Source organism: Paracoccus sp. 228 (assembly GCF_000967825.1).
Lineage (GTDB): Bacteria > Pseudomonadota > Alphaproteobacteria > Rhodobacterales > Rhodobacteraceae > Paracoccus > Paracoccus marcusii.
This window is the reverse complement of the sequence record NZ_JYGY01000001.1, coordinates 1,033,373-1,059,380: the sequence shown is the minus strand read 5'-3', so window position 1 is coordinate 1,059,380 and position 26,008 is coordinate 1,033,373. Positions and strand designations below refer to the sequence as shown.

The window sequence follows — 26,008 nt, the reverse complement described above, 5'->3', positions numbered from 1 at the left end:
AAGGCACGCCGTTGTCAGCAGTTCGGCGGGTTGTTCCGTTCGGTCACGGGTAAACAGCAGCTGTGCCTTCTTGGCAACAAGACCCTACGGTCTGGTTCCCCGCATTGGCGGAACCCTGCCTTTATCGGCAAGGATCCGCCAATAGCGCAACCTGGGGGCGAGAAACCTAAGTGATTTCATAGGGCAGGGGGCCATCACGATCCGCGGGGATTCGCAGCGGTCGGTCGATCGGCGGGACCGACCGCTGATGGCAGTCCGGGCGCGGGCAGATCCGGCACGAGATCCCGATGGGCTGATAGGCGCGCGGCTTGGTCAGGTCCAGCCCGTCGGCATAGACCAGCCCGCCCGCATGCGCGACCTCGACCCCCAACCCGATAGCAAATCGGCGGACCGGCGCATTGAAGGCGCCCGCATGCTTCGAGACATCGCGTGCCAGCAGCAGGTAGCGGACCCCGTCCGGCGTCTCTGCCAGCTGGCGCAGGAAGCGGCCGGGCTGCTCGAACGCCTGATGGACGTTCCACAGCGGGCAGGCACCGCCAAAGCGGGCGAATTGCAGGCGGGTCGCGGAATGGCGCTTGGTGATCGTGCCCGCCTGATCGACGCGCACGAAGAAGAACGGCACCCCCTTGGCGCCCGGCCGCTGCAGCGTGGACAGCCGATGCGCGACCTGTTCCAGCGACGCGTCGAACAGGTGCGACAGCCGTTCCAGGTCGTGGCGTTCGGCCTGCGCCGCGGCCATGAACGCGCGATAGGGCATCAGCGCGGCGCCGGCAAAATAGTTGGCCATGCCAAGGCGGGCGATCTGGCGGGCGGTGGGGCTGCGAAAGCGTGCCAGGTCCAGGGTCGCCTCCAGCAGGTCGGACTGGCGTTCCAGGGCCACCAGATGCAGCAGCTGGAACAGGCGGGTCGGCGCCTCGGCCGCGGCATTGACCAGCAGCTGCTCGCCGTCGCGGCGGAAGACCGCGTTGGCAGGCAGCTCGGTCAGCTGGACACGGATGCCCTTGGCGGCCAGGGCTGCAACCGCCATCGCCCATAGGTCGCCCCGCCGCCCGTCGGGGCAGGCAAAGCGTTCGGCCGCACGGTCGACGGCGTCGATGTAGTTGTCGCAATAGTGGAAAAAGTCACGAACTTCTTCCCATGGGGTCGACAGGCTGTTCTGGCTGGCGGCGCCGATCGCCTCGTCCAAGGCGGCCAGGCGTTCCTGGCCTTCGCGATGGGCGCGGTACAGGTCCAGGAAGGCGCGGGCCAGCACCGGGGCATTGGTCGCGGCCAGGCGCAGGTCGGCCAAAGGGGGTGCTGCATCGAACAGCGGGTCGGCCAGGGCCTCCTGCATGTCGATGACCATCCGTTCGGCATCGCCTGCCGCTAGGGTGGTCAGGTCGACGCCGAATTCCTGCGCCAGGCGCAGCAGGACGCCCGCGCTGATGGGGCGGTGGTTGTTCTCCATCTGGGACAGATAGGGCAGGGACACGCCCAGCTTTTCGGCAAAGCGGCGTTGGGTTAGGGCGGCGCGGGCGCGGGTTTCGCGCAGCGCGCTGCCGGCATAGATCTTTTGTGTCGCCACGTCCCGTCCCCCGTTTGCAAAGCCGGTTCTAGCGGTTGCAAAGGCGGTCGGGCAAGGGGTTCAGCCCTGCAGGGCCAGCTGACGTTCGCGGCGCAGCACCCAGGTGATCGCCAGCAGCCCGCCCAGGGCGGAGGCACACATTATCGCCAGCAGGGGCGTGGCGCCGCTGCCCGGTTGCAGCAGCGCGCCCGCCAGCGCCGAAAGCGCTGCGCCGCCGGCCACGGCCAGGGCGCCGCCCAGGCCCGACGCGGTCCCGGCCAGTTCGGGGCGCACGCTCATCATGCCGGCATTGGCGTTGGGCAGGACCATGCCGTTGCCCAGCCCCATCAGCGCGATGGCGCCGAAGAAGACAAGCGGGTGCACCACGCCCGACAGGTCGACCAGCAGCGCGGCCGACAGCGCGACGAGGCAGATGACCGCGCCGATCAGGATCATCCGGTTCAGGCCCATCACCGGAGAGAAGCGCGCCGACAGGAAGTTGCCCAGCAGATACCCGATCGAGGGCGCCGCGAACCAGTAGCCCACCTGGGCGGGGGTCAGGCCGAAGACCTGTTCCCCGACGAAGGGCGCGCCTCCCAGATAGGCGAAGAACGCCCCCGACGACAGGGTCGCGGCCAGGCAATAGCCCCAGAACCGATGCGATCGGGCAAGGATCGGATAGTTGACCATCTGGGCGCGCAGGCTCATCCCGCCGCCGCGGACCGTCTCACCCATGTCGCGATAGGCCAGCGCCAGGACGGCGATGCCCAGAAGGCCCATGACGGCGAAGTTGGCCTGCCAGCCGAACAACTCGTCCAGGACGCCGCCGAAGACGGGGGCCATCATCGGCACGATGGCCATGCCCATCGTGACGTAGCCCAGCATCGAGGCGGCGCGATCGCCGTCATAGAGGTCGCGGATCACGGCGCGGGGGACCAGCATGCAGACGGTGATAACCGACTGCGCCAGCCGGAAGACCAGGAAGGTGGTGGCCGTGGTGGCCAGCAGCGTACCGACGGTGGCCAGCAGGAAGCCGATCAGCCCCCAAATGACCACGGGCCGGCGGCCAAAGCGGTCGCTGAGCGGGCCACCCAGCAGCTGAAGGACCGCGCTGGCCCCGATATAGGCCGAGACCGACAGCTGCATCACGCCGTAATCGACCTGGAAATCGCGCGCCATGCCGGGCAGCGAGGGCAGGAACACGTTCATCGACAGCGCGGACACCCCGGACAGGGCGACAAGGGTCAGAAGATGGGGGGGCGTGCGCATGGTCGGACCTTTCGAGGGGCGGAATGCACGATCTGCAAAACCTCCGCGCGAAATCAATAGCGCGGCTGCGGGGGGATGCGCCAGATGGATTGCGTCCCGCGCAGCGAGCCGGGGGGCCGGCCCCCCGGACCCCCCGCCGGCGGGGGCGGCGCCCCCTCCGGGCCACCCCCGCGATCAGCCGAAGTCGTGGAAGATGAACCAGGCGCCGAGGCAGATCAGGGAGAAGCCCACGCCGTGCTGCCAGCCGATCCGTTCGCCCAGATAGACCCAGGAGAAGATCGCGAAGACCGAGAGGCTGATGACCTCCTGGATGGTCTTGAGCTGAGCGGCGCTGAAATAGCCGTAGCCGATGCGGTTCGCGGGCACCTGCATCAGGTATTCGAAGAAGGCGATGCCCCAGCTGATGAAGATCACCGTCACCAGGGGGGCGGTCTTGAACTTGAGGTGACCGTACCACGCGACGGTCATGAAGATGTTCGAGGCCAGCAGCAGGCCGATCGTGGCGACGGGAACCGGCAGGGTCATCGGATCAGTCCCACTGGCTCTGGCGGTCGCGGGCAAGGTTGCCGAAGCGGGTGAACTGGCCCTCGAAGGCCAGCTCGACCGTGCCGATGGGGCCGTGGCGCTGCTTGCCCAGGATCACCTCGGCCTTGCCATGGACGTTCTCCATCACCTGCTGCCAGCGGGCCATCGCGTCCAGGTCGCTGTCCGAGGGCTTTTCGCGTTCCTTGTAGTATTCCTCGCGGAACACGAACATCACGATGTCGGCGTCCTGCTCGATCGAGCCGGATTCGCGCAGGTCCGACAGCTGCGGGCGCTTGTCCTCGCGGTTCTCGACCTGGCGCGACAGCTGGGACAGGGCGATGACGGGGATGTTCAGCTCCTTGGCCACGGCCTTGAGGCCCTGGGTGATCTCGGACACCTCGTTCACGCGGCTGTCCTTGGCGGTCGCGGCCTTCAAGAGCTGAAGGTAGTCCACGATCAGCACGTCCAGCCCATGCGTGCGCTTCAGCTTGCGGGCGCGGGCGGCCAGCTGGTTGATGGGCAGGGCGGGCGTGTCGTCGATGAACAGCGGGCAGTTCTGCAGCGCATGCGCGGCCTCGACGAAGCGGCGGAATTCACCCTCGTCCATGTTGCCGCTGCGGATGCGTTCGGACGGCACCTCGGCGGCCTCGGACAGGATGCGGGCGGCCAGCTGTTCGGCCGACATCTCGAGGCTGAAGAAGCCGACAACGCCGCCCTCGATCGAGCCCTGGGTGCCGTCAGGCTTTTCGCCCAGCTTGTGCGATTTGGCAATGTTGAAGGCGATGTTGGTCGCCAGCGCGGTCTTGCCCATCGACGGGCGGCCGGCCAGGATGATCAGGTCCGAATTATTCAGACCGCCCATCTTGCCGTCAAGGTCGATCAGCCCGGTGGAAATCCCCGACAGCTTGCCGTCGCGCTGATAGGCGGCGTTGGCCACCTGAACCGCGCCGGTCACGGCCTTGAGGAAGGACTGGAACCCGCGTTCGGCCACCCCGGCCTCGCCCAGCTTGTAGAGCGTCTGTTCCGCGGCCTTGATCTGCTCCTCGGCGTCGTCCCCGACCTCGACGGTGGCGGCGCGAGCGGCGATGTCCTGGCCCAGGGTCATCAACTCGCGCCGCAGGGCGAATTCGCGGATCATCTGGGCATAGTCGCGCGCGGCATAGGCGCTGATCGCCGCCGCTGCCATGCGCGCCAGATAGGCCGGGCCGCCCAGTTCCTTCAGGCCGTCGTCGTTCTCAAGGAAGGCCTTGATCGTGACGGGGCTGGCCAGCGCGTTGCGGCGGATGCGTTCGGCGCAGATGTCGAAGATGCGGGCATGGACCGGGTGATAGAAATGGTCCGACTTGATGATCTGGCTAACCCGGTCGAACACGTCGTTGTTGGTCAGCAGCGCGCCCAGCAACTGCTGCTCCGCCTCCAGCGAAAAGGGGATGGCCTGCTTGTCCTCGGGCCCGTCGGCCTGTCCGGGAACGATGAAATGCGCGCTGGTGACGGTGAGAGTGCTCATGGTCTGCCTGCCCCTTCGTTGGTTGCGGTCCAGATTAAACCGAAGCGGCCGGCCGCGTCATGGGGCCGGCCGCAGTTTGTTGGGGATAACCCCGGATCAGCCGTTTGCCGCCTGCCAGGCGCGGGGGTCGGTCAGGAAGGCCTCGACCTCGGTCAGGGTCGCGTCGTCGAAGGCCCCCTGGGCGCGGGCTTCGGCCAGGACGTCCCACCAGGTGCACAGGTGGTGCAGCGCCACGCCGTGATCGGCCAGCCGCTGCGTGGTCTCCGGAAAGATGCCATAGTAGAAGATCACCGCCGTATGCGCGCAGGTCGCGCCCGTCTCGCGGATCGCGTCGACAAAGGACAGCTTGCTGCCGCCGTCGGTGGTCAGATCCTCGACCAGCAGGACCCGCTGGCCCTCGGTCATCACGCCCTCGATCCGGGCGTTGCGGCCGTAACCTTTCGGTTTCTTGCGCACATAGGTCATCGGCAGGCCCAAGCGTTCGGCGACCAGCGCGCCGAAGGGGATCCCCGCGGTCTCACCGCCCGCGACGTTGTCGAAGGCCTCGAACCCCGCGTCGCGCATGACCGTCGCTGCCATGAAATCCATCAGCGTGGCGCGGACGCGCGGAAAGCTGATGATGCGGCGGCAATCGACATAGGTCGGCCCCTTGAGACCGGACGCATAGGTGAAAGGCTGGGCGGCGTTGAAGTCGACGGCCTTGATTTCCAGCAGCATCCGGGCGGTCAGGCGAGCGATCTCGTCGCGCGCGGGGAAGGTCAGGCTCATTGGTCCTCCAGATGCCAGAACAGCGGGAAACCGGGGTCGAACACGGTGACGGTCTCGTCGCCCGCGGTGATCTGCGCCGGATAGTCGACGGCCGTGTCGCGGCGCGTCAGGGTGATGCGGTCCTCGTTCGGCGCCATGCGATAGAAGGCCGCGCCGTTCAGGCTGGTAAAGGCCTCCAGCCGGTCCAGCGCACCGTCGTCCTGGAACACCTGCGCCAAGATCGACATGGTGTTCGGCGCCGTGAAGCAGCCCGCGCAGCCGCAGGGCTGAAGCTTCGCCGCGTCCGTGTGCGGCGCGCTGTCGGTGCCCAGGAAGAACCGCGCATCTCCGCTGGTCGCGGCCTCGCGCAGCGCCAGGCGGTGGGATTCGCGTTTCGCGACCGGCAGGCAGTAGTAATGCGGCCGGATGCCCCCCGCCAGGATGGCATTGCGGTTGATGACCAGGTGATGCGTGGTGATCGTCGCGCCCAGGTCGTCGCCGCCCGCGCGGGCGTAATCGACGCCCTGCGAGGTCGTGATATGCTCCATCACAACGCGCAGCCCAGGCGTGCGGCGGCGCAGCGGGTCCAGGACCGTGTCGATGAACACGGCCTCTCGGTCGAAGATATCGACGGACGGGTCGGTGACCTCTCCGTGCACGCACAGCGTCACGCCGGCCTCGGCCATCGCCTCCAGCACGGGCTGGACGCGGTCGAAATCGGTCACGCCCGATGCGCTGTTCGTGGTGGCACCCGCCGGATACAGCTTGACCGCGCGGATGATCCCGTCCCGGAACGCGCCCACGACATCGGCCGCGTCCGTCGCGTCGGTCAGGTACAGCACCATCTGCGGGTCCAGCGCGGCACCCTGGGGCAGGGCGGCGCGGATGCGGTCGCGATAGGCGGCGGCCTGGGCGCCGGTCGTGACCGGCGGCACCAGATTGGGCATGATGATCGCGCGGCCGAATTGCGCGGAATGCGGCGCGACCGCGGCCAGCATCGCGCCGTCGCGCAGATGCAGGTGCCAGTCGTCCGGGCGGCGAAGGGTCAGCGTCTGTGTCATGAGGCTGCCTCTAACCACGGCAGCACCGTCTTGCCAAGCAGCCGCGTTCAGATTTCGGGAACCCTGTCCGAAAGTCGCGGTTGAGTGTCTGCGCCATGGGGCGCAATGTGGCTTTGCCGGGCAGTTCCTGTGATGGCAGCCGAAAGGACCCTCGCCGATGAACCCGATGATGCCGATGATTCTTCCCGCAGCTCAGGCCCGGCTTGCGTCCCAGTTCGCGCGGATCGCGATCGAATCGAACATGGTGATCGGGCTGCGCATGGCGGGGATGATGGGCCTGATGGTCCAGGCCCCCGGAGAGCCGTTCCGCATGGTCGCCGAAAAGCAGGCTGCGGTATCGGAATCGCTGTTCGCGATGGCCAGCGCCGGGATGCGTGGGCACAGCGCCGAACGCATGCTGTCGGCCGGCATGCGTCCCTATGCCCGACGGACCCGCGCAAATTCCCGGCGCCTGTCCGCGGTCAAGGCCGGCTGAGGCGGAACAAGCCGTGCATCCGCCCCGTTGGTCCATGACGCAACATCGGGATGGAGCGGGCGGATGAAGACGGCACTGATCACCGGCGGCGCACAGGGCATCGGCAGGGGCATCGTGACCCGCCTGCGGTCAGACGGCTGGCGCGTCGCGGTTTTCGATCTGGATGCAGAGGCGCTGGATGAGATCGGCGCGGCCGATCCCGGCCTGTTGGCCCTGCCCATCGATGTCGGCGACGAACGGCAGGTGGCGCAGGGAATGCTGGCCCTACAGGGCTGGCTGAAGGGGGCAGGTCTGAACCTGGTGGTGTCGAATGCGGGCATCGCCGACCCGGTCAGCGGCCCCATCGAGGATCTGAGCCTTGAGGACTGGCAGCGGTGGCAGGACAGCCACGTGACCGGGGCGTTTCTGGTGATCCGCGCGACGGTGCCCCTGCTGCGTCAGGCGCGGGGCAGCATCGTCACGATGGCATCGACCCGTGCGCTGCAATCGGAACCCGACACCGAGGCCTATGCCGCGGCCAAGGGCGCGCTGGTCGCGATGACCCATGCGCTGGCGGTCAGCCTGGGGCCCAAGGTGCGCGCGAACTGCATCCTGCCCGGCTGGATCGACACAGGGCCGTGGCAGAAGACCGCGAACCGCAGCGATGCGGACCATTCCGACGCCGACCGCAATCAGCATCCCGTGGGCCGCGTCGGCCGGGTCGAAGATATCGCCGGGCTGGTCGCGTGGCTGGCCTCGGACGAGGCCGGGTTCGTGACGGGCCAGCGTTTTGTGGTCGATGGCGGCATGACGGTGCGGATGATTTATGCCGACTGAATGTGGCGTCTTGCCATGAAAAAGGGCCCCGCAACGGGGCCCTTTCCTTTGGTCCGGCGGGGGTGTCAGATCAGCTTGCCCATCGCCACGGCCGTGTCCGACATGCGGTTCGAAAAGCCCCATTCGTTGTCGTACCAGGTCAGGATGCGGACCATGCGGCCCTCCATGACCTTGGTCTGGTCCATGTGGAAGATCGACGAATGCGGGTCGTGGTTGAAGTCGGACGACACCAGCGATTCCTCGGTATAGCCCAGGACGCCCTTCAGCGGGCCGTCGGCGGCCGCCTTGATGGCGCCGTTGATCTCGGCGACCGAGGTGTCGCGGCTGGCCTCGAACACCAGGTCCACGACCGAGACGTTGGGCGTCGGCACGCGGATGGCCACGCCGTCCAGCTTGCCCTTCAGTTCCGGCAGGACCAGCCCCACGGCCTTGGCGGCCCCGGTCGAGGTCGGGATCATCGACAGCGCCGCGGCGCGGGCGCGGTACAGGTCCTTGTGCATCGTGTCCAGCGTCGGCTGATCGCCGGTATAGCTGTGGATCGTGGTCATGAACCCGCGGTCGATGCCGATCGTGTCGTTCAGGACCTTCGCCACCGGCGACAGGCAGTTCGTCGTGCAGCTGGCGTTCGAGACGACCAGGTCGTCCTTGGTCAGCGTGTCGTGGTTCACGCCATAGACGATGGTCTTGTCCGCGTTCTCGCCCGGGGCCGAGATCAGGACGCGCTTGGCACCGGTGGACAGATGCGCCTGCACCTTCTCCTTGGAGGTGAACAGGCCCGTGCATTCCATGATCACGTCGACATCGCCCCAGGGCAGTTCGGCCGGGTTGCGGATCGCGGTGACCTTGATCGGGCCGCGGCCCACGTCGATGCTGTCGTCCGACACCGTGACCTGTGCCGGAAAGCGTCCGTGGACGCTGTCATAGCGCAGCAGGTGGGCGTTGGTCTCGACCGGGCCAAGATCGTTGATGGCGACGACCTCGATATCGGTGCGGCCCGATTCGATGATTGCGCGCAGGACGTTGCGACCGATCCGGCCGAAGCCGTTGATGGCGACCTTGACTGCCATGGGTATCCCTCTCGAGCAGGTGATGGTTGCCCGTGGTGTAGCGTGGCGGCAGGGGCGATGCAAATGCCGAAACGGGCAGCAGCCCCGCCCGTCAGCGCCAGAAGCTGAGATACTCTATCAACCGATCCATTGCTCGCGCGGCCATCAGCGGCAGGTGTCCGTCCAGCCACACATGGTCCACGGCAAAGGCCGCGGCGATCAGCAGCAGCAGGGCAATCGCGATCTGGTTGGTCATCTGCGCCTCCGGTCGCCGGGGTTATCGCGCGGGGGCCTGCCCGCGCCAAGACCCTATTCGTCGTCCTGCGGCATCTTCAGGGTCAGCTGACCCGCCTCCTGCAGACGGCGGATCGCGCTGATGACCTCGGTCATTGCCTCCTCGACATCCTTGGGACGGGGTTTGCCCAAGGCCTCCCGCTCCTCTCGCAGGCCGTCGGACATGCGCTGCGACAGGTTCGACAGGATGAACTCCGCAGCCGCGGCATCGGCCTCGGCCGGTGCGGCCAGGGCGCGGACCAGCGTGGTCTGATCCAGTTCGCGGACGATCTTGGGCACCTCGCGGGGTTCGATCCGGGTGGGGATATGGGCAAAGATGAAGATCGCCTTGCGCACGCCATCCGCGAATTCCATGTCGCGTTCGTCCAGCGCGCCCAGCACGTCGTCACGCAGATCGGCGGTGGCAAAGTTCAGGATCGCGCCCATGCGGTCGCAGGCCGGCGTGGCGATGGCGGGCTTGGGCAGCGCCTCGGCCGCCTGCAGCAGCACCAGCCCGACCCGGCGCAGCGCCGCAGGCGTCACGCCCGAGGTCATCGACATCGCCTGCGCCACCACGCGCGCCCGGTCGCGGGGCAGGGCGATGAAGGTGGCCGAGGCCGCCTCGACCGGCAGCTTGGACAGCATCAGCGCCACCAGTTCGACGGATTCGGCATTCGCCAGCGCGATCAGGGATTCCTTGGGCAGGTTGCACAGGCGCACCCAGGGGTCGGACTGCCCGGTGATCGCCGCGGTGCGCCGCAGGGCGTCAGAACTGTCGTCCGACAGCCGTGCACCCAGCATGGCAAGCGTGCCGTCCAGATCGCCCGGAAAGGTCACGCCGACCGATTCCAGCCGGTCGCAGAATTCAGTGATGACGGCGTCGCGGGTGTTGCGGTCGATCAGCTCCATCCCCGCCATCTCCTGCGCCAGCAGGGTCTGGGCATTGGGGTTCAGGCGGTCCAGTCCCGCGACCTCGTCATCGTCCAGCAGAAGGCGCACGATCACCGCCGCCTTCTGCCGCTGGTTCAGCCCTGTCTGGCCCGTCATCGCCGCCTCCGTCATCGCATCCGACGGCAGATTGCCACGACAGCCTTAACGCAAGGTTGACGGCGACCCGAAATTAAAGCGGGTCGGCGCCGAAGACGCGGGCGAAGATCGTGTCGACATGCTTGGTGTGATAGCCCAGATCGAACTTCTCGTTGATCTCGTCCGGGGTCAGGGCGGCGGTCACCTCGGCATCGGCCAGCAGTTCGGTGCGGAAATCGGCGCCCTTTTCCCAGACCTTCATCGCGTTGCGCTGAACAAGGCGATAGCTGTCCTCGCGCGACACGCCGGCCTGCGTCAGGGCCAGCAGCACCCGTTGGGACATGACCAGACCCTTGAACTGGTTCATGTTGCGCAGCATGTTTTCTGGATAGATCACCAGCTTCTCGACCACGCCCGCCAGGCGGTGCAGCGCGAAATCCAGCGTGATGGTCGTGTCCGGTCCGATCGCGCGCTCGACCGAGGAATGGCTGATGTCGCGCTCGTGCCACAGGGCGACGTTCTCCATCGCGGGGATGACCGACATGCGCACCAGCCGCGCCAGACCGGTCAGGTTCTCGGTCAGGACGGGGTTGCGCTTGTGGGGCATCGCTGACGAGCCCTTCTGACCGGGGCTGAAGAACTCCTCGGCCTCCAGGACCTCGGTGCGCTGCATGTGGCGGATCTCGATGGCGATGTTCTCGATGCTGGAGGCGATCACACCCAGGGTGGCAAAGAACATCGCATGGCGGTCGCGCGGGATGACCTGGGTGCTGATCGGTTCGGGGCGCAGGCCCAGCTTCGCACAGACATGCTCCTCGACGGCGGGGTCGATATTGGCAAAGGTGCCCACCGCGCCGCTGATCGCGCCGGTGGCGATCTCCTCGCGCGCGGCCTGCAGGCGCGCGCGACCGCGGGCCATCTCGGCATAGAAGCGGGCGAAGGTCAGGCCCATTGTGGTCGGTTCGGCGTGGATGCCGTGGCTGCGGCCGATGCGGACGGTGTCCTTGTGTTCATGCGCGCGGGCCTTTAGCGCGGCCAAAACCCGGTCCATGCCCGCCAGCAGCAGGTCGCTGGCACGGACCAGCTGCACGTTCAGCGTGGTGTCCAGCACGTCGCTGCTGGTCATGCCCTGGTGGACGAAACGCGCCTGGTCGGCGCCCACATGCTCGGCCAGATGCGTCAGGAAGGCGATGACGTCATGCTTGGTGACGGCCTCGATCTCGTCGATGCGGGCCACGTCGAACTGGACGTCGCGGGCCTTCCAGACGGCCTCGGCATTCTCGCGCGGGATCACGCCCAGATCGGCCTGCGCGTCGCAGGCATGGGCCTCGATCTCGTACCAGATGCGGAACTTGGTCTCGGGGGACCAGATGGCGACCATTTCGGGGCGGCTGTAACGCGGGATCATGGCGGGCTCCTTTTGCTGGGTCGGGGCATAGCGGGGCAGGGGGGCGGGGGCAAGTTTTCATGCGCCCCGGCTGGCTTTGCGGGAACATTCCCCGCGCAAGGGGGGTTCGGTGGCAACAGACGCGACAACCGACCGGAGATTGCCATGCGCCGCCCCCAGACCCCCTGCCCGCCCCTGACCGAGGCCGACCGCACCAGCCAGACCCGCTTTGGCCCGCGCCCCGTGCCTGCCGGCCATCGTGGCCCGCAGTCGCGCCGCACGGACGACACCTCGACCGTCGCCAAGGCCGTGGTCTGGGCCGGCGTCGCGCTGGGCATGGCAGGGGTAACGGCCGCCGCGGCCATCGCTGCGCGCAAGCTGGCCGGAACGGACGATGCGCCCCGCCCGGCCTATCGCCCGGCAGCCGCCCCCCGGTTCGCCCATCTGGAAGAGGACGAGCGCGAGGCGATGCGCCGCCGCGTCCGTGCCCAGGCCCGCGAGGACAACGCCCATGCCGCCCGTCTGCGCGCCAAGGCGTCGCGCGGCCGCAGCGGCAATTTCGCCAAGGACCTGACGCGCACCGCGACCGACCTGTCGGACGGTCTGAACGGCGTCGCGCAGTCGCTGGCAGGGGCGTTCCAGTCGTTCCGCGGCGTTTCCAGCCAGGCGACGACCATCGTGGGCGATTTCGTGGCTGCGGCCGATCAGCTGCGTGCCATCCTGAATGGTGCGCCCGGTCCCAATCCGGGTCCCGTCCAGCAGCGTGCCCCGCGCCCGCAATCCGACGACACCCGGATCTGATCCGCCCATCAGGGACGACGCATGACCCAAGGGACCGGCAATCGCGACGCCTTGTTCGGCCCGCTGGATGACGACACGAAACGACGTTTCGGCCTGATGGCCGATGACCCCGCCCCGGTGCCCGCCAAGCGGATGCCGGGGCTTCGCGACATGACGCGGGCCGACCTGCTGGCGGTCGCGAAGTCGACGTTTCGCCAGATCGGCGACGATCGCGTCACGTCGGTGTCCGGGGGCGTCACCTTTTTTGGCCTGCTGTCGCTGTTCCCGGCGATCACCGCCTTCGTGTCGCTGTACGGGTTGTGGGCGGACCCCTCGACCATCCAGAGCCATCTGGAACTGATCGAACCGCTGCTGCCCGAAAGCTCGCTGGAGATCATCCGCGCGCAGGTCGTGTCCATTGCCTCGGCCTCGACGGGCGCGCTGTCCCTGGCCGGGGTCGTCGCGCTGCTGGTCGCGTTCTATTCGGCGAATGGCGGGATGAAGGCGCTGCTGTCGGCGCTGAACGTCGCATTCTTTCAGCGCGAGACGCGCGGCATCGTGCGCCTGAACCTGGTGGCGATGTGCTTCACCATCGGCGGGTTGGCGATGATCGCGCTGATGCTGGCGGTGATCGCGGTCGTGCCCATGCTGCTGCGGCTGTTGCCCATCGGCTGGGGGGCCGAGACGATCCTGGCCGTGATCCGGTGGCCGCTGATGCTGGGCCTGCTGATCGCGGCGCTGGCGGCGGTCTATCGCTGGGGGCCCGCGGCGCCCAAGTCACGCTGGCGCTGGATCTCTCCGGGCGCGGTCTTTGCCGGGCTGGCGCTTGTCGCGACCTCTATGCTGTTTTCCTGGTACGCGGTGAATTTCGGCAATTACAACGAGACCTACGGATCGCTGGGTGCGGTGGTCGCACTGATGACTTGGCTGTGGCTGAACGCGACGATCGTGCTGGTCGGGGCCGAGATCAATTCCGAACTGGAACGCCACCTGAAACATATGGCAGGCTTGCCCGACGATCGTCCCCTGAAGCGCGAGGCCCGATGACCCTGTCCCCTTACATCCCCTTGGGGTTCGCCATCGCGCTGGAGGTTCTGGGCACGACGCTGTTGCAGCGCTCGGAACAGTTCACGCGCCTGGCGCCCACGGTGGGGATGGCCGTCTGCTATCTGGCCAGCTTCTACCTGCTGTCGGTCAGTCTCAAGGTGCTGCCCCTCGGCGTGGCCTATGCCATCTGGAGCGCGTTCGGCGTGGCCTTGGTCGCGATGATCGGGCTGGTCGTGTTCGGTCAGCGGCTGGACCTGCCGGCGGTGATCGGGCTGTGCCTGATCGTCGCCGGGGTCGTCGTCATCAACGTGTTCTCCCGTACCGTCGGGCACTAACGCTCGGTCAGCTTCAGTTCGATCCGGCGGTTCAGGGCGCGGGCTTCGGGCGTGTCCTGGGTCGCGATGGGGCGGGTGTCGGCAAAGCCCGTCGGCGCCAGGCGCGCGGCCGGAAAGTCCAGATCGTCTGACAGATAGCGTACCACGGCCAGGGCGCGGGCCTGGCTCAGTTCCCAGTTGTCGGCATAGCGGCCGGTCCCCGACAGGGGCAGGTTGTCGGTATGCCCGTCGACGCGGATGATCCAGTCGATCTCGGGCGGGATCTCGTCGGCGATGTCGCGCAGCAGGGTGGCAAGCCCGGCGACCTGTTCACGGCCAGCCTGGGACAGGGTGGCCTCTCCGGGGGCGAACAGCACCTCGGACTGGAACACGAAGCGGTCGCCCACGACCTGCACGCCCTCGCGCCCCGATAGGATCTGCGACAGCCGGCCAAAGAATTCGGACCGATAGCGGGCCAGGTCCTGGGCCTCGGCCTCGGCCGCAAGGCGGGCCTCCTCTTCCAGCGCCAGGCGGGCGCGGGTTTCCTCGGCGGCGCGGACAAGGGCGGCGTTCAACTGCTGGCCCAGGTCGGACACGCGCAGCTCTGCGTCGGCCTGCTCCTGCCCCGCCGCATCCAGCAGCGCCTGCAACGACCCCAGCTGAGAGCGCAGCTGCGCCACCTGTTCGTTCAGCGCCGCCACCCGGCGCTGGCTGTCCTGCGACAGGTCCTCCTGATCGGCCAGCTCCGCCCGCGCGGTGGCCAGCAGGGCGGCCTGACGCTCGGCCTCGGTCAACTGGGCCTGGGCCTGCGTCTCCGCCGCGTCGCGGGCGGCATTCGCGGCGGCCAGCAGGGTCAGGGTCTCCTCCGCCTCGCGGCGACGCTCCTCCAGGGCCAGTGTCATGGCGGTCAGTTCGGCATCCGCCCCCTCCAGCCGCTCGCGCAGCAGGGCTGCGGCCTCGGCCTCGGCCAGCCGGGTCTGTTCGGCCTCGGTCAGGCTGGCCTGGGTCCGGTCCAGCTGCGCCTGCTGCTGGCCGACCTGAGCGCGCAGGTCCGCGGCCAGCGCCTCCAGCGCGTCGCGGCGGGCGGCGGCAAGGCGCGCGGCCTCGGCCTGCGCGTCGGTCTCGGACCGGGCGGCCGCGACGGCCAGTTCCGCGGCCGATGCGCGGTCCTCTGCCTGATCCAGCTGCGTCTCCAACGTTTCCAGCCGCGCCTGGCTCTGCGCGCGTTCGGCCAGCAGGGTGGCGACCTCGGCCTCGAAGTCGGTCAGGCGGGTGCGCGCCTCGGCCAGCTGGGTCTCTCCGGTGGCCAACTGGCTGGACAGGCGGGCGATGCGGGCGGCACGGTCGCGGGCCTCGGCCTCGGCCCGGGCGGCACGCTCGGCCTCGGTCTCCAGCGACCGGGTCAGGTCGGCCTCGCGATCCTGGGACGCGTTCAGCGCCTGGCCCAGGGACGCGACCTGCGCGCCCAGTTCGTTCAGCTGGCGTTCCTGGCGCGAGATGACCTGACCCTGATCGGTGATTGTCTCGTCCTGGGTGCTGATCGTGTCGTCCTGGGTGGTGATCTGTTCGCGCAGCACCCCCTGGACCACGGTAAAGATCGTCAGCACGAACATCAGCACCAGAAGCAGCGCCGTCATCGCGTCGACGAAGCCCGGCCAGATCGTGGACGAGAAACGCTGCGCCGATGATCCGCGGGACAGGCGCATCGGTCTAGCCCTCGCCACGGGCGGGGTCGCGGCCCAGCAGGTCGTCGCGGAACGGGTCGCCAAAGCGCGCGGCGCGGACCGCGCGGGTCAGCACCAGGATGTCGGCGCGCAGATCGGCCACCGCCTCGTTCCGGCCATTGGTCAGTTCGGTGGTCAGGCGGTCCAGCGCGGCCTCCAGCCGCGTCAGGTCGGGGGCGGGCGGCTGGTGATCGGCCAGCCGCGTCAGGGCCTGGGTCAGGCGTTCGGACTGGCCATCGGGCGCGTCGCGCTCGGCCTGCGCCTGCTGGACCAGCGCGTCGATCGCCTGTGCCATGACCACGACGCGTTCGTCAGCCATCAGCGCGGCCTCGTCCCGCATGGCGTCGCGTTCGGCGTGATAGGCCTGCAGGCGGTCCATCTGTCCCGCCATCTGGTCCAGGAACCCGGCCAGTGCCGCCTGATCGACACCGTCCCCATCACCCGAGGCGATGCTGATCCGGGTAAAGCCCGACATCCACTCCTCCAGCTCGCGATAGAACCGGTTCTGGCCGTGCGTCACGAACAGCTCCAGAAGGCCCACCACCAGCGACCCCGCCAGACCCAACAACGACGAGGAGAATGCCGTGGCCATCCCGCCCAGCTGCGATTCAAGGCCCGTCATCAGGTTCTGGAACAGGTCCAGCCCCGACTGTCCGTTTTCAGGCGACAGTGCCCGGATGGTCGCCACGACCGCCGGGATGGTTGTCGCAAGACCGTAGAATGTGCCCAGAAGCCCCAGAAAGATCAGCAGATTTGCCAGATAGCGGGTGATGTCGCGCGCCTCGTCGATGCGCGTCGCGACCGAATCCAGGATCGAGCTTGCGGCGCTGGCGCTGATCGCCTCTCCTCCGGGCCCGCGCGATCCCAGCAGAGCCGCCAAGGGGGCCAGCAGGCGGGGCGCCTCGTCCTGGGTGGTGCCGTTGCGGTCGGTGTCGCGGCGCCGGGCGGCGAACCGTTCGATCCAGCTGACCGACCGGGTCAGCTGCCCCACCTGCCAGAAGCAGGCCAGCACGCCCAGGGCAAAGACCGTCAGGATCAGTCCGTTCAGCCAGCGGTTCGCGTCGAAGATGGACAGGATCCGCCCATAGGCGAACCAGCCCCCCGCCAGGACCAGCCCCAGCACGATCAGCATCATCAGAATCTGCCGCACCGGTTGGGAGAAGCGCGGCGCGCCCGCCGCCCCGATCAGGGCCTTGTCCCGCGTGGCCGAGATGCGGCGGTTCGTCAGGGTCAGCCGCGAGGGCGCCCTGGGGTCGCCATGTGTCGGATCGCTCACCGGTAAATCCCCGTCCCATCGATGCTTTTGCTCGACTGTAGGACGGGGCGCCTCACTTGCCAAGCATTCCGACGGCGCCGGTCAGCCGGGCGGCGGCAACAGCGCCCGGACGGCATCGGACAGCGCGTCCAGATGGTCGTCGGGCATGCCGATCTGCGCCAGATGGGCGGCGGTGTTGAACAGGTATTCGGCATTCGGCCCGCGCCCGCCATGCGCCTGCGCGATGATGCGGGCCTGTTCGTCGGCGGGCAGGCCGCCGGCATATTGCCAGTGGTCGCGCCGCATCACATAGGCCAGCGCCTGCACCCGCCGACCGTCCTGCAGATCGACAGGCAGGATCGCCTCGCGATAGGCGTCGGTCACCAGTTCACGCGCGCGCAGGTCGGCCAGGACGCGGTCGTGATCGCGGGGGCGGATGCGCAGGGCCACGCCCTGGCAGCTGGCGCCGTCCTGCGGATCAAGACCCAGCACCAGGCCGGGCACGGCCTCGGTCCCGCGATGCTGGATCGACCGCAGGCAGAAGCTGCGGGCATATCCGGCCAGGCGCGCATGCACGGCCTCGGCCGGATCGAAACCGGGGTTCCAGATCAGCGAGCCATAGCCGAAGACCCAATCGATGCGTTCCATTGTCCGTCCTTTCGGGGCACAAGGTAGGGCAGGACGGGGCGGGAAAAAAGGGCAGGGCGGGCATGCGCGGGATGGTGATCGGGACGGGACTGGTGCTGGCGCTGCTGGCGGGCGGCTGGCTGGGCGCCGAGACGCTGGCCAGCAACCGCGTGGCCGCACTGATCGCGCAGGACCCGGCGCTGCAGGCCGCATCGGTTTCGCCCCTGCGCGATCCGCGCCGGATCGGCGTCGCGCTGTCCGAACCGTCCTGGTCGGACCCGGCGCTTTCCATCAGCCTGCCTTGGGCGCGGCTGTTCCTGTCGCCGGCATCGCCGCTGACCGCGCGGCTGGACCTGCCCGACGGTGCGGCGGTGACCCAAGGCGGGCAGGTGATGCAGCTGGGCCTGTCGGTGCCCGTGGCCAGCATGGCCCTGTCGCCCCTGAACGGCATGGCGCCCAACCGGCTGGACGTGCAGGCCCGCGACCTGACGCTGGACGGCCAGCCCCTGGCGCAGGGCCTGTCGCTGCAGGCGCGGTTGGCGGGGCTGGGATCGGATGCCCCGCGCCCCGCGCGCGCCGCCTATGACCTCGATCTGGGGCTGGCCGACCTGCACGTCGGTGGACTGGCGCAGCTGGGGCTGGACCCCGGTCCGATCCCCGGACCGCTGTCGGTCTCGGGGCCGCTGCGGATCTGGCTGGACGGCACGCCCACGGTCAGCGGCGACGCCGCGCCGCAGATCGTCGGCTGGCAGACCGCCGGTCTGGACCTGCGCGCCGACACGATCGGCCTGCGCATCGTGGGTCGCCTGTCGCGCGACGACCAGGGCTTGGCCGAAGGGCAGGTGGCGCTGTATTCCGCAGACGCGGATGCGATGATCGGGATGGCCACCGAGCTGGGGCTGATCCCGGCGCAGGCCGCGATGCTGCTGCGGGCAGGCCTGTCGCAGCTGTCGCGGGCGGATCTGGACGACGCGCTGCCCGGCCCCGACTTTCCCGCAGCGGCCGAGGGCGAGCTGCGCGTGGCCGTCATCATGCGCGATGGCCAGCTGATCCTGGGCGGTGTGCCGATCGGCCCCGCCCCGGCGATCTAGCCCGCGGGTCGGGCGCCGGGGGTGCGGCCGAAATCGGGCGCCTCGGTGTCCTGTCCGGCCTCGATGATGCCGCGGCGGATCGCCCGCGTGCGGGTGAAGTAGTCGTGCAGCTGCTGGCCGTCGCCCATGCGGATCGCGCGCTGCAGGACGAACAGCTCCTCGGTGAAGCGGCCCAGGATGTCCAGCGTCGCCTCCTTGTTGTGCAGGAACACGTCGCGCCACATCGTCGGGTCGCTGGCCGCGATCCGGGTAAAGTCGCGGAAACCGGCGGCGGAATACTGGATCACCTCCTCGCCGGACACGCGGCGCAGGTGGTCGGCCACCCCCACCATCGTATAGGCGATCAGGTGCGGCGCATGGCTGGTCACGGCCAGGACCAGGTCGTGATGGGGGGCGTCCATCCGGTCGGTCTTGGCGCCCATCGCGGTGATCAGCCGGTCCAGCCGCACAAGCGCCTCCGGGTCGGTGTCGGCCAGCGGCGTCAGCAGCCACCAGCGGTTGCGGAACAGGCTGGCAAAGCCCGCGCGGGGCCCTGAATGTTCGGTGCCGGCCAGCGGGTGGCCGGGGATGAAATGCACGCCTGCCGGCAGGCAGGGGGCGACCGCGTCGATGACCGACTGCTTGACCGAACCGACATCGGTGATCGTGGCACCGGGGGCCAGATGGGGCGCGATTTCGGCCATGACCTCGGCCATGGCGCCGACGGGGACGGCCAGCACCACCAGATCGGCGCCGGCCACCGCCAGGGCGGCGGTGTCGCAGACCTCGCACAGGCCGATCTCGCGTGCGGTGTCGCGCGTCGCCTGGCTGCGGGCATAGCCGGTGACGCGGCCCGCCAGGCCGCCGTCGCGAATGGCATGCGCCATCGATCCCGCGATCAGGCCCAGCCCGATCAGCGCCACCTTGTCATAGACCTGCGTCATTGCGCGCGCTCCTGCATGAACCGGCCCAGGCAGTCCAGGACGCGGGTCACCGCATCCTCGTCGCCCACGGTGATGCGCAGGGCGTCCGGCAGGCCGTATCCGCCCACGCGCCGCACCAGGATGCCCTCCGCGCGCAGCGCCGCATCAGCGGCGGCGGCGGTGTCGGGGCTGTCGAAGCGCGCCAGCACGAAATTGGCGAAGCTTTCGTCGCAGCCGATGCCCATCTGGATCAGCGATTGCCGCATCCGGTCGCGCATCCGCGCGTTCAGCGCGATGCAGCGGTCGGTGAAGTCGCGGTCCAGGACGGCGGCACGTGCGGCCTCCATCTGGGCGTTGGAGAGGTTGAAGGGTTGGCGGATGCGGTTCAGCACGTCGATCACCGCGCGCGCGGCATAGCCCCATCCGATGCGCAGCCCGCCCAGGCCATAGGCCTTGGAGAAGGTCCGCGTCATGATCACGTTCGGATGCCGGTCGACCAGCGACGCGCCGCCGTCGAACCCGTCGGCGAATTCCGTATAGGCGCCGTCATGGACGAACAACACCTGCGGCGGCAGGCCGTCGACCAGGCGCTGCAACTCGTCCGCGCCCAGCATCGTGCCGGTCGGATTGGCCGGGTTCGCGATGAAGACGACGCGTGTGCGCTCGGTCACCGCGGCCAGGATCGCGTCCACATCGACCCGGCGCGTGTCCTCCGGCACGGTCACCGGGATCGCGCCGACCATGCGTGCCAGGATGGGATACATCGAAAAGCCGTGCTCGGTCGTGATGACCTCGTCGTCCGGACCGGCAAAGGCCTGAACCACGAATTGCAGCACCTCGTCCGAGCCCACGCCGCAGATAATGCGGTCCGGATCCAGCCCGTGCACCTGCCCGATGGCCGCGCGCAGCCCCGCGTGATCGGTCGCTGGATAGCGGTGCAGATCGCCCGCCGCCTTGCGGAACGCGTCCTGGGCCGCGGGGCTGGGGCCAAGCGGGTTCTCGTTCGACGACAGCTTGAGCACGTCGTCGCGGCCCGCCAGCGTGCTTTCGCCGCTGACGTAAAGCGCGATATCCATGATGCCGGGCTGCACGGGGGTCTGGGTCATGGGGGTCCATCCTTGTGTCCGGCCCCGTTTAGTGCCGTGCCGATGCCAAGGAAAGCCCCCAAACCGTCGCGTGCCGCATGCTTGGGCAAGGGCGAAATCCGCTGCGTTGATTGGCGGGACGTCGACATGGCGCAGCACGATGCCATCGCCGCCACAGCGGATGACCGTGTCCCGATCAATGATGCGCAGATCCGCAATCCGATTTGACCCGATGGCCGCTGGGATGCGCGATCCAAGCCCCGTTTCCGCTCAAGCGGCCAGAACCGGGATTGGTCGGGGCGGTCAGTTCAAAGGGTCCGCGCTGGATGCGGGCCATCACGGCAGTCCGAAGGGGACGAACGCCGCCCCGCCAGCCGATCCTGATCGAACGGCAATTGGGAAAATGAGTGCAATGCCATGCAAAAGGCCGCATCCGAAGATGCGGCCCAAAGACGGTCGTTCTGGCGAAGATCAGTTCTTCGCGTAGAATTCGACGACCAGGTTCGGTTCCATCTGCACGGCATAGGGGATGTCGCCCAAGGCCGGGGTGCGCACGAAGGTCGCGGTCATTTTGTTGTGGTCGACTTCCAGATAGTCCGGGACGTCACGCTCGGTCAGGGCGACGGCTTCCAGCACGATGGCCAGCTGGCGCGAACGCTCGCGGATCGAGATGACATCGCCTTCCTTGACGCGGTAGGACGCGATGTTCACGCGCTGACCGTTGACCTGGATGTGGCCGTGGTTCACGAACTGGCGGGCGGCCCAGATGGTCGCCACGAACTTCGAGCGATAGACGACGGCGTCCAGGCGACGCTCCAGCAGGCCGACCAGGTTCTCGCCGGTGTCGCCACGGATCCGCTCGGCTTCGGCATAGATGCGGCGGAACTGCTTTTCGGTCAGGTCGCCGTAGTAGCCCTTGAGCTTCTGCTTGGCACGCAGCTGGGTGCCGAAGTCCGACAGCTTGTTCTTGCGGCGCTGGCCGTGCTGGCCGGGGCCGTACTCGCGACGGTTGACGGGCGACTTGGCGCGGCCCCAGATGTTCTCGCCCATGCGGCGATCGAGTTTGTACTTGGCAGACGTGCGTTTGGTCACGGCTGATCTCCTTCAACAGGTTGCGAAGGGCGTTGTCCTTTGGCCCAGGGTTCTTGCGATCCGGGGCCTGACAGGGTTCCCCTTGCGGGGTCCACCAACACCAACGAAGCGTGCCGTATAGACGCGCAGGCCCCGGTGTCAACCGCAATCGCCCTAGTCCAGCGCTCCGTCCGGCTGAAAGAAATGCGCCAGCGGCAGCCCCGCGGCCCCCAGGATGCGCGCGCTGCGGCCAAGCGATCCCTCGATCACCTGGGGACGGTCGATGCCGGCGGTCGGCATCCCCTCCAGCGCCGCGCGGGTCGCCTGGGCCAACCGCGCGCGCGTCGCGGGCGGCACCGCCCCGTCGATCACCACCAGCGGCAGATCGACCAGAGCCACCGCCGACAGCGCGACGAAGGCCAGTGCCCGGCCCGCCTGGTCGGCCCATTCTGCCTCTATCCCGGCGGGAACGTCCCAGCCCGAATCGTCGGGCGGCAGGGACCGCCCGATCAGGGCCTCCAGCGCCGAAACCGAGGCCTTTTCCAGCAGCTGGCCGCCCTGTGCGCCCACGACCGGGATGGGCATCGACCCCAGGGCGCCCGCGTTGCGGGTCGGGCCGTGGCGCAGCACGCCGTCCAGGACGATCCCGCCGCCCGCGAAATGGGCGATGTAGATGTGGATGAAGTCCCGCGGCAGGTCGGTCTTGCCGAAGATCAGCTCTGCCCCGCAGGCGGTGGTGGCGTCGTTTTCCACGAAGATCGGGACGGGCAGGCTGCGCGACAGTTCGGCCTGCAGGTCGTGGTCCAGCCAGTCGGCCATCTCCTGGCCCCAGTCCCACAGCCGATAGGGGGTCGCGACACCCAGGCCCATCAGACGTGCACGCTGGCCGGGGTCCAGCGATGCGGTCATCGTGTCCAGCCCCTGACGTGCGAATGCCAGCACGCGGTCGGGGGTGGGGTGTGCATAGACCTCCTGGCGGTGCATGCGCACGCGGCCTGCGAAATCGACCAGCGCCAGTTCGACCAGCCGGCGTCCGATCTTGAGCCCCAGGAACCACGCCCCGTCCGGGGCCAGCGCCAGCGGGGTCGAGGGTTGGCCGACCTTCCCCCGCACCACCGCACCGGCGTCCAGATAGCCCGCCATCATCAGCTTGCGCGTCAGGTTGGTGATGGACTGTGCCGACAGCCCCGTCAGCTGCGCCAGCGCCGCGCGCGGCATCGGTCCCCGCCGTCGGATCAGCGACAGGATCAGCCGTTCGTTCCGGCTGAGCGCGCCGGGGCCGTCACGATCTAGGGGCATGGGTTCCGTCCTCCTGAATCGCATTAATCAACATGATTGATTTATTGACAAGCGCAATCTTCTGGTGCTTTGTAACATCAAGACGGCCGAGGAACCGTCGTGCTGGAGGAGTTAGTCAAGTGACCATCAAAACCGTTATCCGCGCATCCGTCGCGGTGTCCGCGCTTGCCCTGTCGGCAGGCTTTGCCCAAGCGCAAGAGGCCACCAAGGCCTGCCTGATCACCAAGACGGACATCAACCCGTTCTTCGTGAAGATGAAGGAAGGCGCCACCGCCAAGGCCGCGGAGCTGGGCATCGAGCTGATGACCTTTGCCGGCAAGATCGACGGCGACCACGAGACCCAGCAGCAGGCCGTCGAAAGCTGCATCGCGGCGGGCGTCAAGGGCATCCTGATCACCGCGTCCGACACCAAGGCCATCACCGAATCGCTGGGCCAGGCCCGCGAGGCGGGGATCCTGGTCATCGCGCTGGACACGCCGCTGGACCCGATCGATGCAGCCGACGCGACATTTGCCACCGACAACCGCGAGGCGGGCCGCCTGATCGGCGCCTGGGCCGCGGGCCAGATGGGCGATGCTGCGGCGGATGCCAAGATCGCCATGCTGGACCTGTCGGCCAGCGCGCCGTCGGTCGACGTGCTGCGCGATCAGGGCTTCATGGCGGGCTTTGGCATCGACGTGAAGGACGAGAACGTCATCGGTGACGAGGACGATGCCCGCATTGTCGGCCACGAGGTCACCTCGGGCAACGAGGAAGGCGGTCAGCAGGCCATGGAGGCGTTGATGCAGCGCGATCCGGCGATCAACCTGGTCTACACGATCAACGAACCGGCCGCGGCCGGCGCCTATGAGGCGCTGAAGTCCTTCGGCATGGAAGAGAACGCCCTGATCGTGTCGATCGACGGCGGCTGCCCCGGTGTCCAGAACGTCGAGGCGGGCGTGATCGGCGCCACCGCCCAGCAGTATCCGCTGCTGATGGCGTCGATGGGCATCGAGGCCATCGCGGCCTTTGCCGCCGACGGCACCAAGCCGGAAACCAGCGAAGGGTTGGATTTCACCAACACCGGCGTGAACCTGGTCACGGACAAGCCGGTCGAGGGCGTGCCGTCGATCAGCGTGGCCGAAGGCCTGGAGCAGTGCTGGGGCTGATGCCCCCCGCCGCATGACGTTGCGACGGCGGGTTGGCCGCCGTCGCCTTCCGTGACACGCCACGAGGTCCCCGATGTCCGACACCCCCGATCCCGTGGTCGAGCGCGTTGCCGGTGAGAAGGTCGCGCAGTTCGACCATCGTCACCGCAGCACGCTGGACCGGGTGCAGCATTTCCTGCACCAGTATCCCACCATGGTTCCGGTCATCGTGCTGGTCCTGTCGCTGATCGCCTTCGGGCTGATCTCTCCCAACTTCTTCTCGGCGTTCAACCTGTCGCTGATCCTGCAGCAGGTGGCCGTCGTCGGCACGCTGGCGGCGGCGCAGTCGCTGGTCATCCTGACCGCGGGCATCGACCTGTCAGTCGGCGCGGTCATGGTGCTGATCTCGGTCGTGATGGGGCAGCTGGCGGTCAACTTCGGCATCCCGGTCCCGATCGCCATCCTGGTCGGCCTGGCCTGCGGGGCGGGAACCGGCGCGCTGAACGGTTTTCTGGTCACGCGGCTGAAGCTGCCGCCCTTCATCACCACGCTTGGGACCTGGAACGTGTTCCTGGCGCTGAACTACTACCTGTCGGGTCGAGAGACGATCCGCAGCCAGACCCTGGACATGGACGCGCCGCTGTTGAAGTTCTTCGGCACCCGGTTCAACCTGGGCGGCGCCGTGCTGACCTATGGCGTGGTGCTGATGCTGGTCGTGTTCGCGGTGCTGTTCTATGCGCTGTACTATACCGCCTGGGGGCGGCGGGTCTATGCGGTCGGCGACGACCCGGAATCGGCCGCGCTGGCCGGCATTCAGACCAAGCGCGTGCTGCTGTCGGTCTATGTCGTGGCGGGCCTGATCTGCGGCCTGGCGGCATGGTCGTCCATCGGTCGCGTGGGGTCGATCAGCCCGACGTCGTTCTTCGAGGCGAACCTGGAATCGATCACGGCCGTGGTCATCGGGGGCATCTCGCTGTTCGGGGGGCGCGGGTCGATCGTGGGGCCGCTGATCGGGGCGCTGATCGTGGGCGTGTTCAACTCGGGCCTGCGGCTGGCGGGTGTGGACGTGCTGTGGCAGCTGTTTGCGACCGGCTGGCTGATCATCTTCGCCGTCGCCATCGACCAATGGATCAGAAAGGTGTCGTCATGACCGAGCCGCTGCTTACCGCCCGCAACCTGGTCAAGCGCTATGGCCGCGTGACTGCCATGGATCATGCCGACTTCGATTTGTATCCCGGCGAGATCCTGGCCGTGATCGGCGACAACGGCGCCGGCAAGTCCAGCCTGATCAAGGCCATCTCGGGCGCGGTCAAGCCCGACGAGGGCGAGATCCGGCTGAACGGTCAGGTGGTCAGCTTTGACAGCCCGCTGGATGCCCGCAAGATGGGGATCGAGACGGTCTATCAGACGCTGGCCCTGTCGCCCGCGCTGTCGATCTCGGACAACATGTTCATGGGGCGCGAGATCCGCAAGAAGGGCATCATGGGCCAGTGGTTCGGGATGCTGGACAAACAGGCGATGGACGATTTCGCCCGCGCCAAGCTGTCCGAACTGGGCCTGATGACGATCCAGAACATCGCCCAGCCCGTCGAGACCCTGTCCGGCGGTCAGCGCCAGGGCGTCGCCGTGGCGCGGGCGGCGGCCTTCGGCAGCCGGGTGATCATCCTGGACGAGCCGACCGCCGCCCTGGGCGTCAAGGAAAGCCGCCGGGTGCTGGACCTGATCCAGGACGTGCGGTCGCGGGGCATCCCGATCGTGCTGATCAGCCACAACATGCCGCACGTGTTCGAGGTGGCGGACCGCGTCCACATCCATCGCCTGGGCAAGCGGCTGTGCGTGATCGACCCCAAGCAACATTCGATGTCGGATGCCGTGGCCTACATGACCGGCGCGCGCGCACCCGAAGGGATTGCCGCCTGAGCCTTGCGTCCCGCGGCGGCCGGGGGGCCAGCCCCCCGGACCCCCCGCGGGCGGTTCCATGACGAACGGGCGGGACCGCAAGGCCCCCGCC

Annotated in this window: 26 protein-coding genes; 9 read left to right on the top strand and 17 right to left on the bottom strand. The window is 68.2% G+C overall.

All coding sequences use genetic code 11. The features are described from left to right. Nucleotides 1-166: 166 nt before the first annotated feature. From SY26_RS05180 to pyrC, 6 genes are all read right to left on the bottom strand, one after another. Nucleotides 167-1,564, bottom strand: coding sequence for a short-chain fatty acyl-CoA regulator family protein (locus tag SY26_RS05180; RefSeq protein WP_045999502.1), 1,398 nt, complete (start codon nt 1,562-1,564; stop codon nt 167-169). 60 nt (nt 1,565-1,624) lie between these two features. Further along, nucleotides 1,625-2,812 (bottom strand): multidrug effflux MFS transporter, encoded by a 1,188-nt coding sequence (locus SY26_RS05175; RefSeq protein ID WP_045999501.1) that lies wholly within the window; start codon nt 2,810-2,812, stop codon nt 1,625-1,627. A 174-nt stretch (nt 2,813-2,986) separates the two neighbouring features. After that, nucleotides 2,987-3,337, bottom strand: a complete 351-nt coding sequence (locus SY26_RS05170) for a DMT family protein (protein ID WP_045981166.1) — start codon at nt 3,335-3,337, stop codon at nt 2,987-2,989. Nucleotides 3,338-3,341: 4 nt separating this feature from the next. Continuing rightward, nucleotides 3,342-4,844, bottom strand: a complete 1,503-nt coding sequence (locus SY26_RS05165) for a replicative DNA helicase (protein ID WP_084693681.1) — start codon at nt 4,842-4,844, stop codon at nt 3,342-3,344. A gap of 96 nt (nt 4,845-4,940) precedes the next feature. Next, complete coding sequence (locus SY26_RS05160; RefSeq protein WP_045981167.1) at nt 4,941-5,612, bottom strand: orotate phosphoribosyltransferase; 672 nt, start codon at nt 5,610-5,612, stop codon at nt 4,941-4,943. After that, nucleotides 5,609-6,652, bottom strand: a complete 1,044-nt coding sequence (gene pyrC, locus SY26_RS05155) for a dihydroorotase (protein WP_045999500.1) — start codon at nt 6,650-6,652, stop codon at nt 5,609-5,611. The genes SY26_RS05160 and pyrC overlap by 4 nt, the downstream gene beginning before the upstream one ends. Nucleotides 6,653-6,809: 157 nt before the next feature. Between pyrC and SY26_RS05150 the strand changes: the two genes are divergently transcribed. Both SY26_RS05150 and SY26_RS05145 read left to right on the top strand, forming a co-directional pair. Beyond that, on the top strand, nt 6,810-7,127 hold the full coding sequence (locus SY26_RS05150) for an antibiotic ABC transporter (RefSeq protein ID WP_232303263.1): 318 nt from the start codon (nt 6,810-6,812) through the stop codon (nt 7,125-7,127). Nucleotides 7,128-7,190: 63 nt separating this feature from the next. Continuing rightward, the gene (locus tag SY26_RS05145) at nt 7,191-7,943 is read left to right on the top strand and encodes an SDR family oxidoreductase (protein ID WP_045999499.1); all 753 of its coding nucleotides are present in this window, start codon (nt 7,191-7,193) and stop codon (nt 7,941-7,943) included. A 65-nt stretch (nt 7,944-8,008) separates the two neighbouring features. On the opposite strand, the gene gap is transcribed toward SY26_RS05145, so the two are convergent. The 4 genes from gap to purB form a co-directional block, all read right to left on the bottom strand. Continuing rightward, the gene (gene gap / locus SY26_RS05140; RefSeq protein ID WP_045999498.1) at nt 8,009-9,010 is read right to left on the bottom strand and encodes a type I glyceraldehyde-3-phosphate dehydrogenase; all 1,002 of its coding nucleotides are present in this window, start codon (nt 9,008-9,010) and stop codon (nt 8,009-8,011) included. 91 nt (nt 9,011-9,101) lie between these two features. Then, entirely contained in the window at nt 9,102-9,245 is a 144-nt protein-coding gene (locus SY26_RS21515; RefSeq protein ID WP_045981171.1) for a hypothetical protein, read from the bottom strand. 53 nt (nt 9,246-9,298) lie between these two features. Continuing rightward, entirely contained in the window at nt 9,299-10,309 is a 1,011-nt protein-coding gene (locus SY26_RS05130) for a FliG C-terminal domain-containing protein (RefSeq protein ID WP_127898176.1), read from the bottom strand. A 73-nt stretch (nt 10,310-10,382) separates the two neighbouring features. After that, on the bottom strand, nt 10,383-11,696 hold the full coding sequence (gene purB / locus SY26_RS05125) for an adenylosuccinate lyase (RefSeq protein ID WP_045999497.1): 1,314 nt from the start codon (nt 11,694-11,696) through the stop codon (nt 10,383-10,385). Between the two features lie 144 nt (nt 11,697-11,840). Here purB and SY26_RS05120 point away from each other — a divergent pair, with 144 nt between their 5' ends. From SY26_RS05120 to SY26_RS05110, 3 genes are read left to right on the top strand one after another with little or no spacing between them, the layout of a single operon-like run. After that, a complete protein-coding gene (locus SY26_RS05120) occupies nt 11,841-12,476 on the top strand; it encodes a hypothetical protein (RefSeq protein WP_045999496.1) in 636 nt (211 codons plus the stop codon). A gap of 21 nt (nt 12,477-12,497) precedes the next feature. Next, a complete protein-coding gene (locus SY26_RS05115; RefSeq protein WP_052715130.1) occupies nt 12,498-13,502 on the top strand; it encodes a YihY/virulence factor BrkB family protein in 1,005 nt (334 codons plus the stop codon). Beyond that, nucleotides 13,499-13,837: an SMR family transporter gene (locus SY26_RS05110; RefSeq protein WP_045981174.1), complete on the top strand. Its 339-nt coding sequence runs from the start codon at nt 13,499-13,501 to the stop codon at nt 13,835-13,837. The genes SY26_RS05115 and SY26_RS05110 overlap by 4 nt, the downstream gene beginning before the upstream one ends. On the opposite strand, the gene SY26_RS05105 is transcribed toward SY26_RS05110, so the two are convergent. The 3 genes from SY26_RS05105 to SY26_RS05095 all read right to left on the bottom strand — a co-directional run bounded on the left by SY26_RS05105 (nt 13,834) and on the right by SY26_RS05095 (nt 17,443). Beyond that, nucleotides 13,834-15,522 carry a peptidoglycan -binding protein gene (locus tag SY26_RS05105; RefSeq protein ID WP_045999495.1) on the bottom strand — a complete coding sequence of 563 codons (1,689 nt, stop codon included), beginning with the start codon at nt 15,520-15,522 and terminating at the stop codon, nt 13,834-13,836. The two genes, SY26_RS05110 and SY26_RS05105, sit on opposite strands and share 4 nt — an antisense overlap. 4 nt (nt 15,523-15,526) lie before the next feature. After that, a complete protein-coding gene (locus tag SY26_RS05100; RefSeq protein WP_045999702.1) occupies nt 15,527-16,675 on the bottom strand; it encodes a hypothetical protein in 1,149 nt (382 codons plus the stop codon). Nucleotides 16,676-16,897: 222 nt separating this feature from the next. Then, on the bottom strand, nt 16,898-17,443 hold the full coding sequence (locus SY26_RS05095; RefSeq protein ID WP_045999494.1) for a gamma-glutamylcyclotransferase: 546 nt from the start codon (nt 17,441-17,443) through the stop codon (nt 16,898-16,900). 62 nt (nt 17,444-17,505) lie between these two features. Between SY26_RS05095 and SY26_RS05090 the strand changes: the two genes are divergently transcribed. Further along, on the top strand, nt 17,506-18,513 hold the full coding sequence (locus SY26_RS05090) for a DUF2125 domain-containing protein (RefSeq protein WP_045999493.1): 1,008 nt from the start codon (nt 17,506-17,508) through the stop codon (nt 18,511-18,513). Here the strand turns inward: SY26_RS05090 and SY26_RS05085 are convergent. The 4 genes from SY26_RS05085 to SY26_RS05070 form a co-directional block, all read right to left on the bottom strand. After that, nucleotides 18,510-19,436: a prephenate/arogenate dehydrogenase family protein gene (locus SY26_RS05085; protein WP_045999492.1), complete on the bottom strand. Its 927-nt coding sequence runs from the start codon at nt 19,434-19,436 to the stop codon at nt 18,510-18,512. The genes SY26_RS05090 and SY26_RS05085 overlap by 4 nt on opposite strands. Further along, nucleotides 19,433-20,521 carry a histidinol-phosphate transaminase gene (hisC, locus tag SY26_RS05080; protein ID WP_045999491.1) on the bottom strand — a complete coding sequence of 363 codons (1,089 nt, stop codon included), beginning with the start codon at nt 20,519-20,521 and terminating at the stop codon, nt 19,433-19,435. The genes SY26_RS05085 and hisC overlap by 4 nt, the downstream gene beginning before the upstream one ends. A 450-nt stretch (nt 20,522-20,971) precedes the next feature. Further along, nucleotides 20,972-21,592: a 30S ribosomal protein S4 gene (gene rpsD, locus SY26_RS05075; protein WP_045999490.1), complete on the bottom strand. Its 621-nt coding sequence runs from the start codon at nt 21,590-21,592 to the stop codon at nt 20,972-20,974. Nucleotides 21,593-21,745: 153 nt separating this feature from the next. Then, a complete protein-coding gene (locus SY26_RS05070; RefSeq protein WP_052715129.1) occupies nt 21,746-22,870 on the bottom strand; it encodes an ROK family transcriptional regulator in 1,125 nt (374 codons plus the stop codon). 125 nt (nt 22,871-22,995) lie between these two features. On the opposite strand from SY26_RS05070, the gene SY26_RS05065 reads away from it, so the two are divergent. The 3 genes from SY26_RS05065 (at nt 22,996) to SY26_RS05055 (ending at nt 25,917) form a co-directional block, all read left to right on the top strand. Further along, entirely contained in the window at nt 22,996-24,018 is a 1,023-nt protein-coding gene (locus SY26_RS05065) for a sugar ABC transporter substrate-binding protein (RefSeq protein ID WP_369799399.1), read from the top strand. Between the two features lie 73 nt (nt 24,019-24,091). After that, nucleotides 24,092-25,147, top strand: a complete 1,056-nt coding sequence (locus SY26_RS05060; protein ID WP_045999488.1) for an ABC transporter permease — start codon at nt 24,092-24,094, stop codon at nt 25,145-25,147. Beyond that, nucleotides 25,144-25,917 carry an ATP-binding cassette domain-containing protein gene (locus tag SY26_RS05055; RefSeq protein WP_045999487.1) on the top strand — a complete coding sequence of 258 codons (774 nt, stop codon included), beginning with the start codon at nt 25,144-25,146 and terminating at the stop codon, nt 25,915-25,917. Before SY26_RS05060 ends, SY26_RS05055 begins: the two co-directional genes overlap by 4 nt. Nucleotides 25,918-26,008: the final 91 nt, after the last annotated feature.

Bases quoted from the DNA above. Each gene is read 5' to 3' on its own strand.
- SY26_RS05060 (WP_045999488.1), top strand. From the start codon at position 24,092: ATGTCCGACACCCCCGATCCCGTGGTCGAGCGCGTTGCCGGTGAGAAG.
- gap (WP_045999498.1), bottom strand. From the start codon at position 9,010: ATGGCAGTCAAGGTCGCCATCAACGGCTTCGGCCGGATCGGTCGCAAC.
- SY26_RS05150 (WP_232303263.1), top strand. From the start codon at position 6,810: ATGAACCCGATGATGCCGATGATTCTTCCCGCAGCTCAGGCCCGGCTT.
- SY26_RS05055 (WP_045999487.1), top strand. From the start codon at position 25,144: ATGACCGAGCCGCTGCTTACCGCCCGCAACCTGGTCAAGCGCTATGGC.
- SY26_RS05090 (WP_045999493.1), top strand. From the start codon at position 17,506: ATGCGCGGGATGGTGATCGGGACGGGACTGGTGCTGGCGCTGCTGGCG.
- SY26_RS05130 (WP_127898176.1), bottom strand. From the start codon at position 10,309: ATGACGGGCCAGACAGGGCTGAACCAGCGGCAGAAGGCGGCGGTGATC.
- SY26_RS05165 (WP_084693681.1), bottom strand. From the start codon at position 4,844: ATGAGCACTCTCACCGTCACCAGCGCGCATTTCATCGTTCCCGGACAG.
- SY26_RS05175 (WP_045999501.1), bottom strand. From the start codon at position 2,812: ATGCGCACGCCCCCCCATCTTCTGACCCTTGTCGCCCTGTCCGGGGTG.
- SY26_RS05120 (WP_045999496.1), top strand. From the start codon at position 11,841: ATGCGCCGCCCCCAGACCCCCTGCCCGCCCCTGACCGAGGCCGACCGC.
- pyrC (WP_045999500.1), bottom strand. From the start codon at position 6,652: ATGACACAGACGCTGACCCTTCGCCGCCCGGACGACTGGCACCTGCAT.
- SY26_RS05145 (WP_045999499.1), top strand. From the start codon at position 7,191: ATGAAGACGGCACTGATCACCGGCGGCGCACAGGGCATCGGCAGGGGC.
- SY26_RS05170 (WP_045981166.1), bottom strand. From the start codon at position 3,337: ATGACCCTGCCGGTTCCCGTCGCCACGATCGGCCTGCTGCTGGCCTCG.
- SY26_RS05110 (WP_045981174.1), top strand. From the start codon at position 13,499: ATGACCCTGTCCCCTTACATCCCCTTGGGGTTCGCCATCGCGCTGGAG.
- SY26_RS05115 (WP_052715130.1), top strand. From the start codon at position 12,498: ATGACCCAAGGGACCGGCAATCGCGACGCCTTGTTCGGCCCGCTGGAT.
- SY26_RS05085 (WP_045999492.1), bottom strand. From the start codon at position 19,436: ATGACGCAGGTCTATGACAAGGTGGCGCTGATCGGGCTGGGCCTGATC.
- SY26_RS05105 (WP_045999495.1), bottom strand. From the start codon at position 15,522: ATGCGCCTGTCCCGCGGATCATCGGCGCAGCGTTTCTCGTCCACGATC.
- SY26_RS21515 (WP_045981171.1), bottom strand. From the start codon at position 9,245: ATGACCAACCAGATCGCGATTGCCCTGCTGCTGCTGATCGCCGCGGCC.
- purB (WP_045999497.1), bottom strand. From the start codon at position 11,696: ATGATCCCGCGTTACAGCCGCCCCGAAATGGTCGCCATCTGGTCCCCC.
- SY26_RS05100 (WP_045999702.1), bottom strand. From the start codon at position 16,675: ATGATGCTGATCGTGCTGGGGCTGGTCCTGGCGGGGGGCTGGTTCGCC.
- SY26_RS05160 (WP_045981167.1), bottom strand. From the start codon at position 5,612: ATGAGCCTGACCTTCCCCGCGCGCGACGAGATCGCTCGCCTGACCGCC.
- hisC (WP_045999491.1), bottom strand. From the start codon at position 20,521: ATGACCCAGACCCCCGTGCAGCCCGGCATCATGGATATCGCGCTTTAC.
- SY26_RS05095 (WP_045999494.1), bottom strand. From the start codon at position 17,443: ATGGAACGCATCGATTGGGTCTTCGGCTATGGCTCGCTGATCTGGAAC.
- SY26_RS05070 (WP_052715129.1), bottom strand. From the start codon at position 22,870: ATGCCCCTAGATCGTGACGGCCCCGGCGCGCTCAGCCGGAACGAACGG.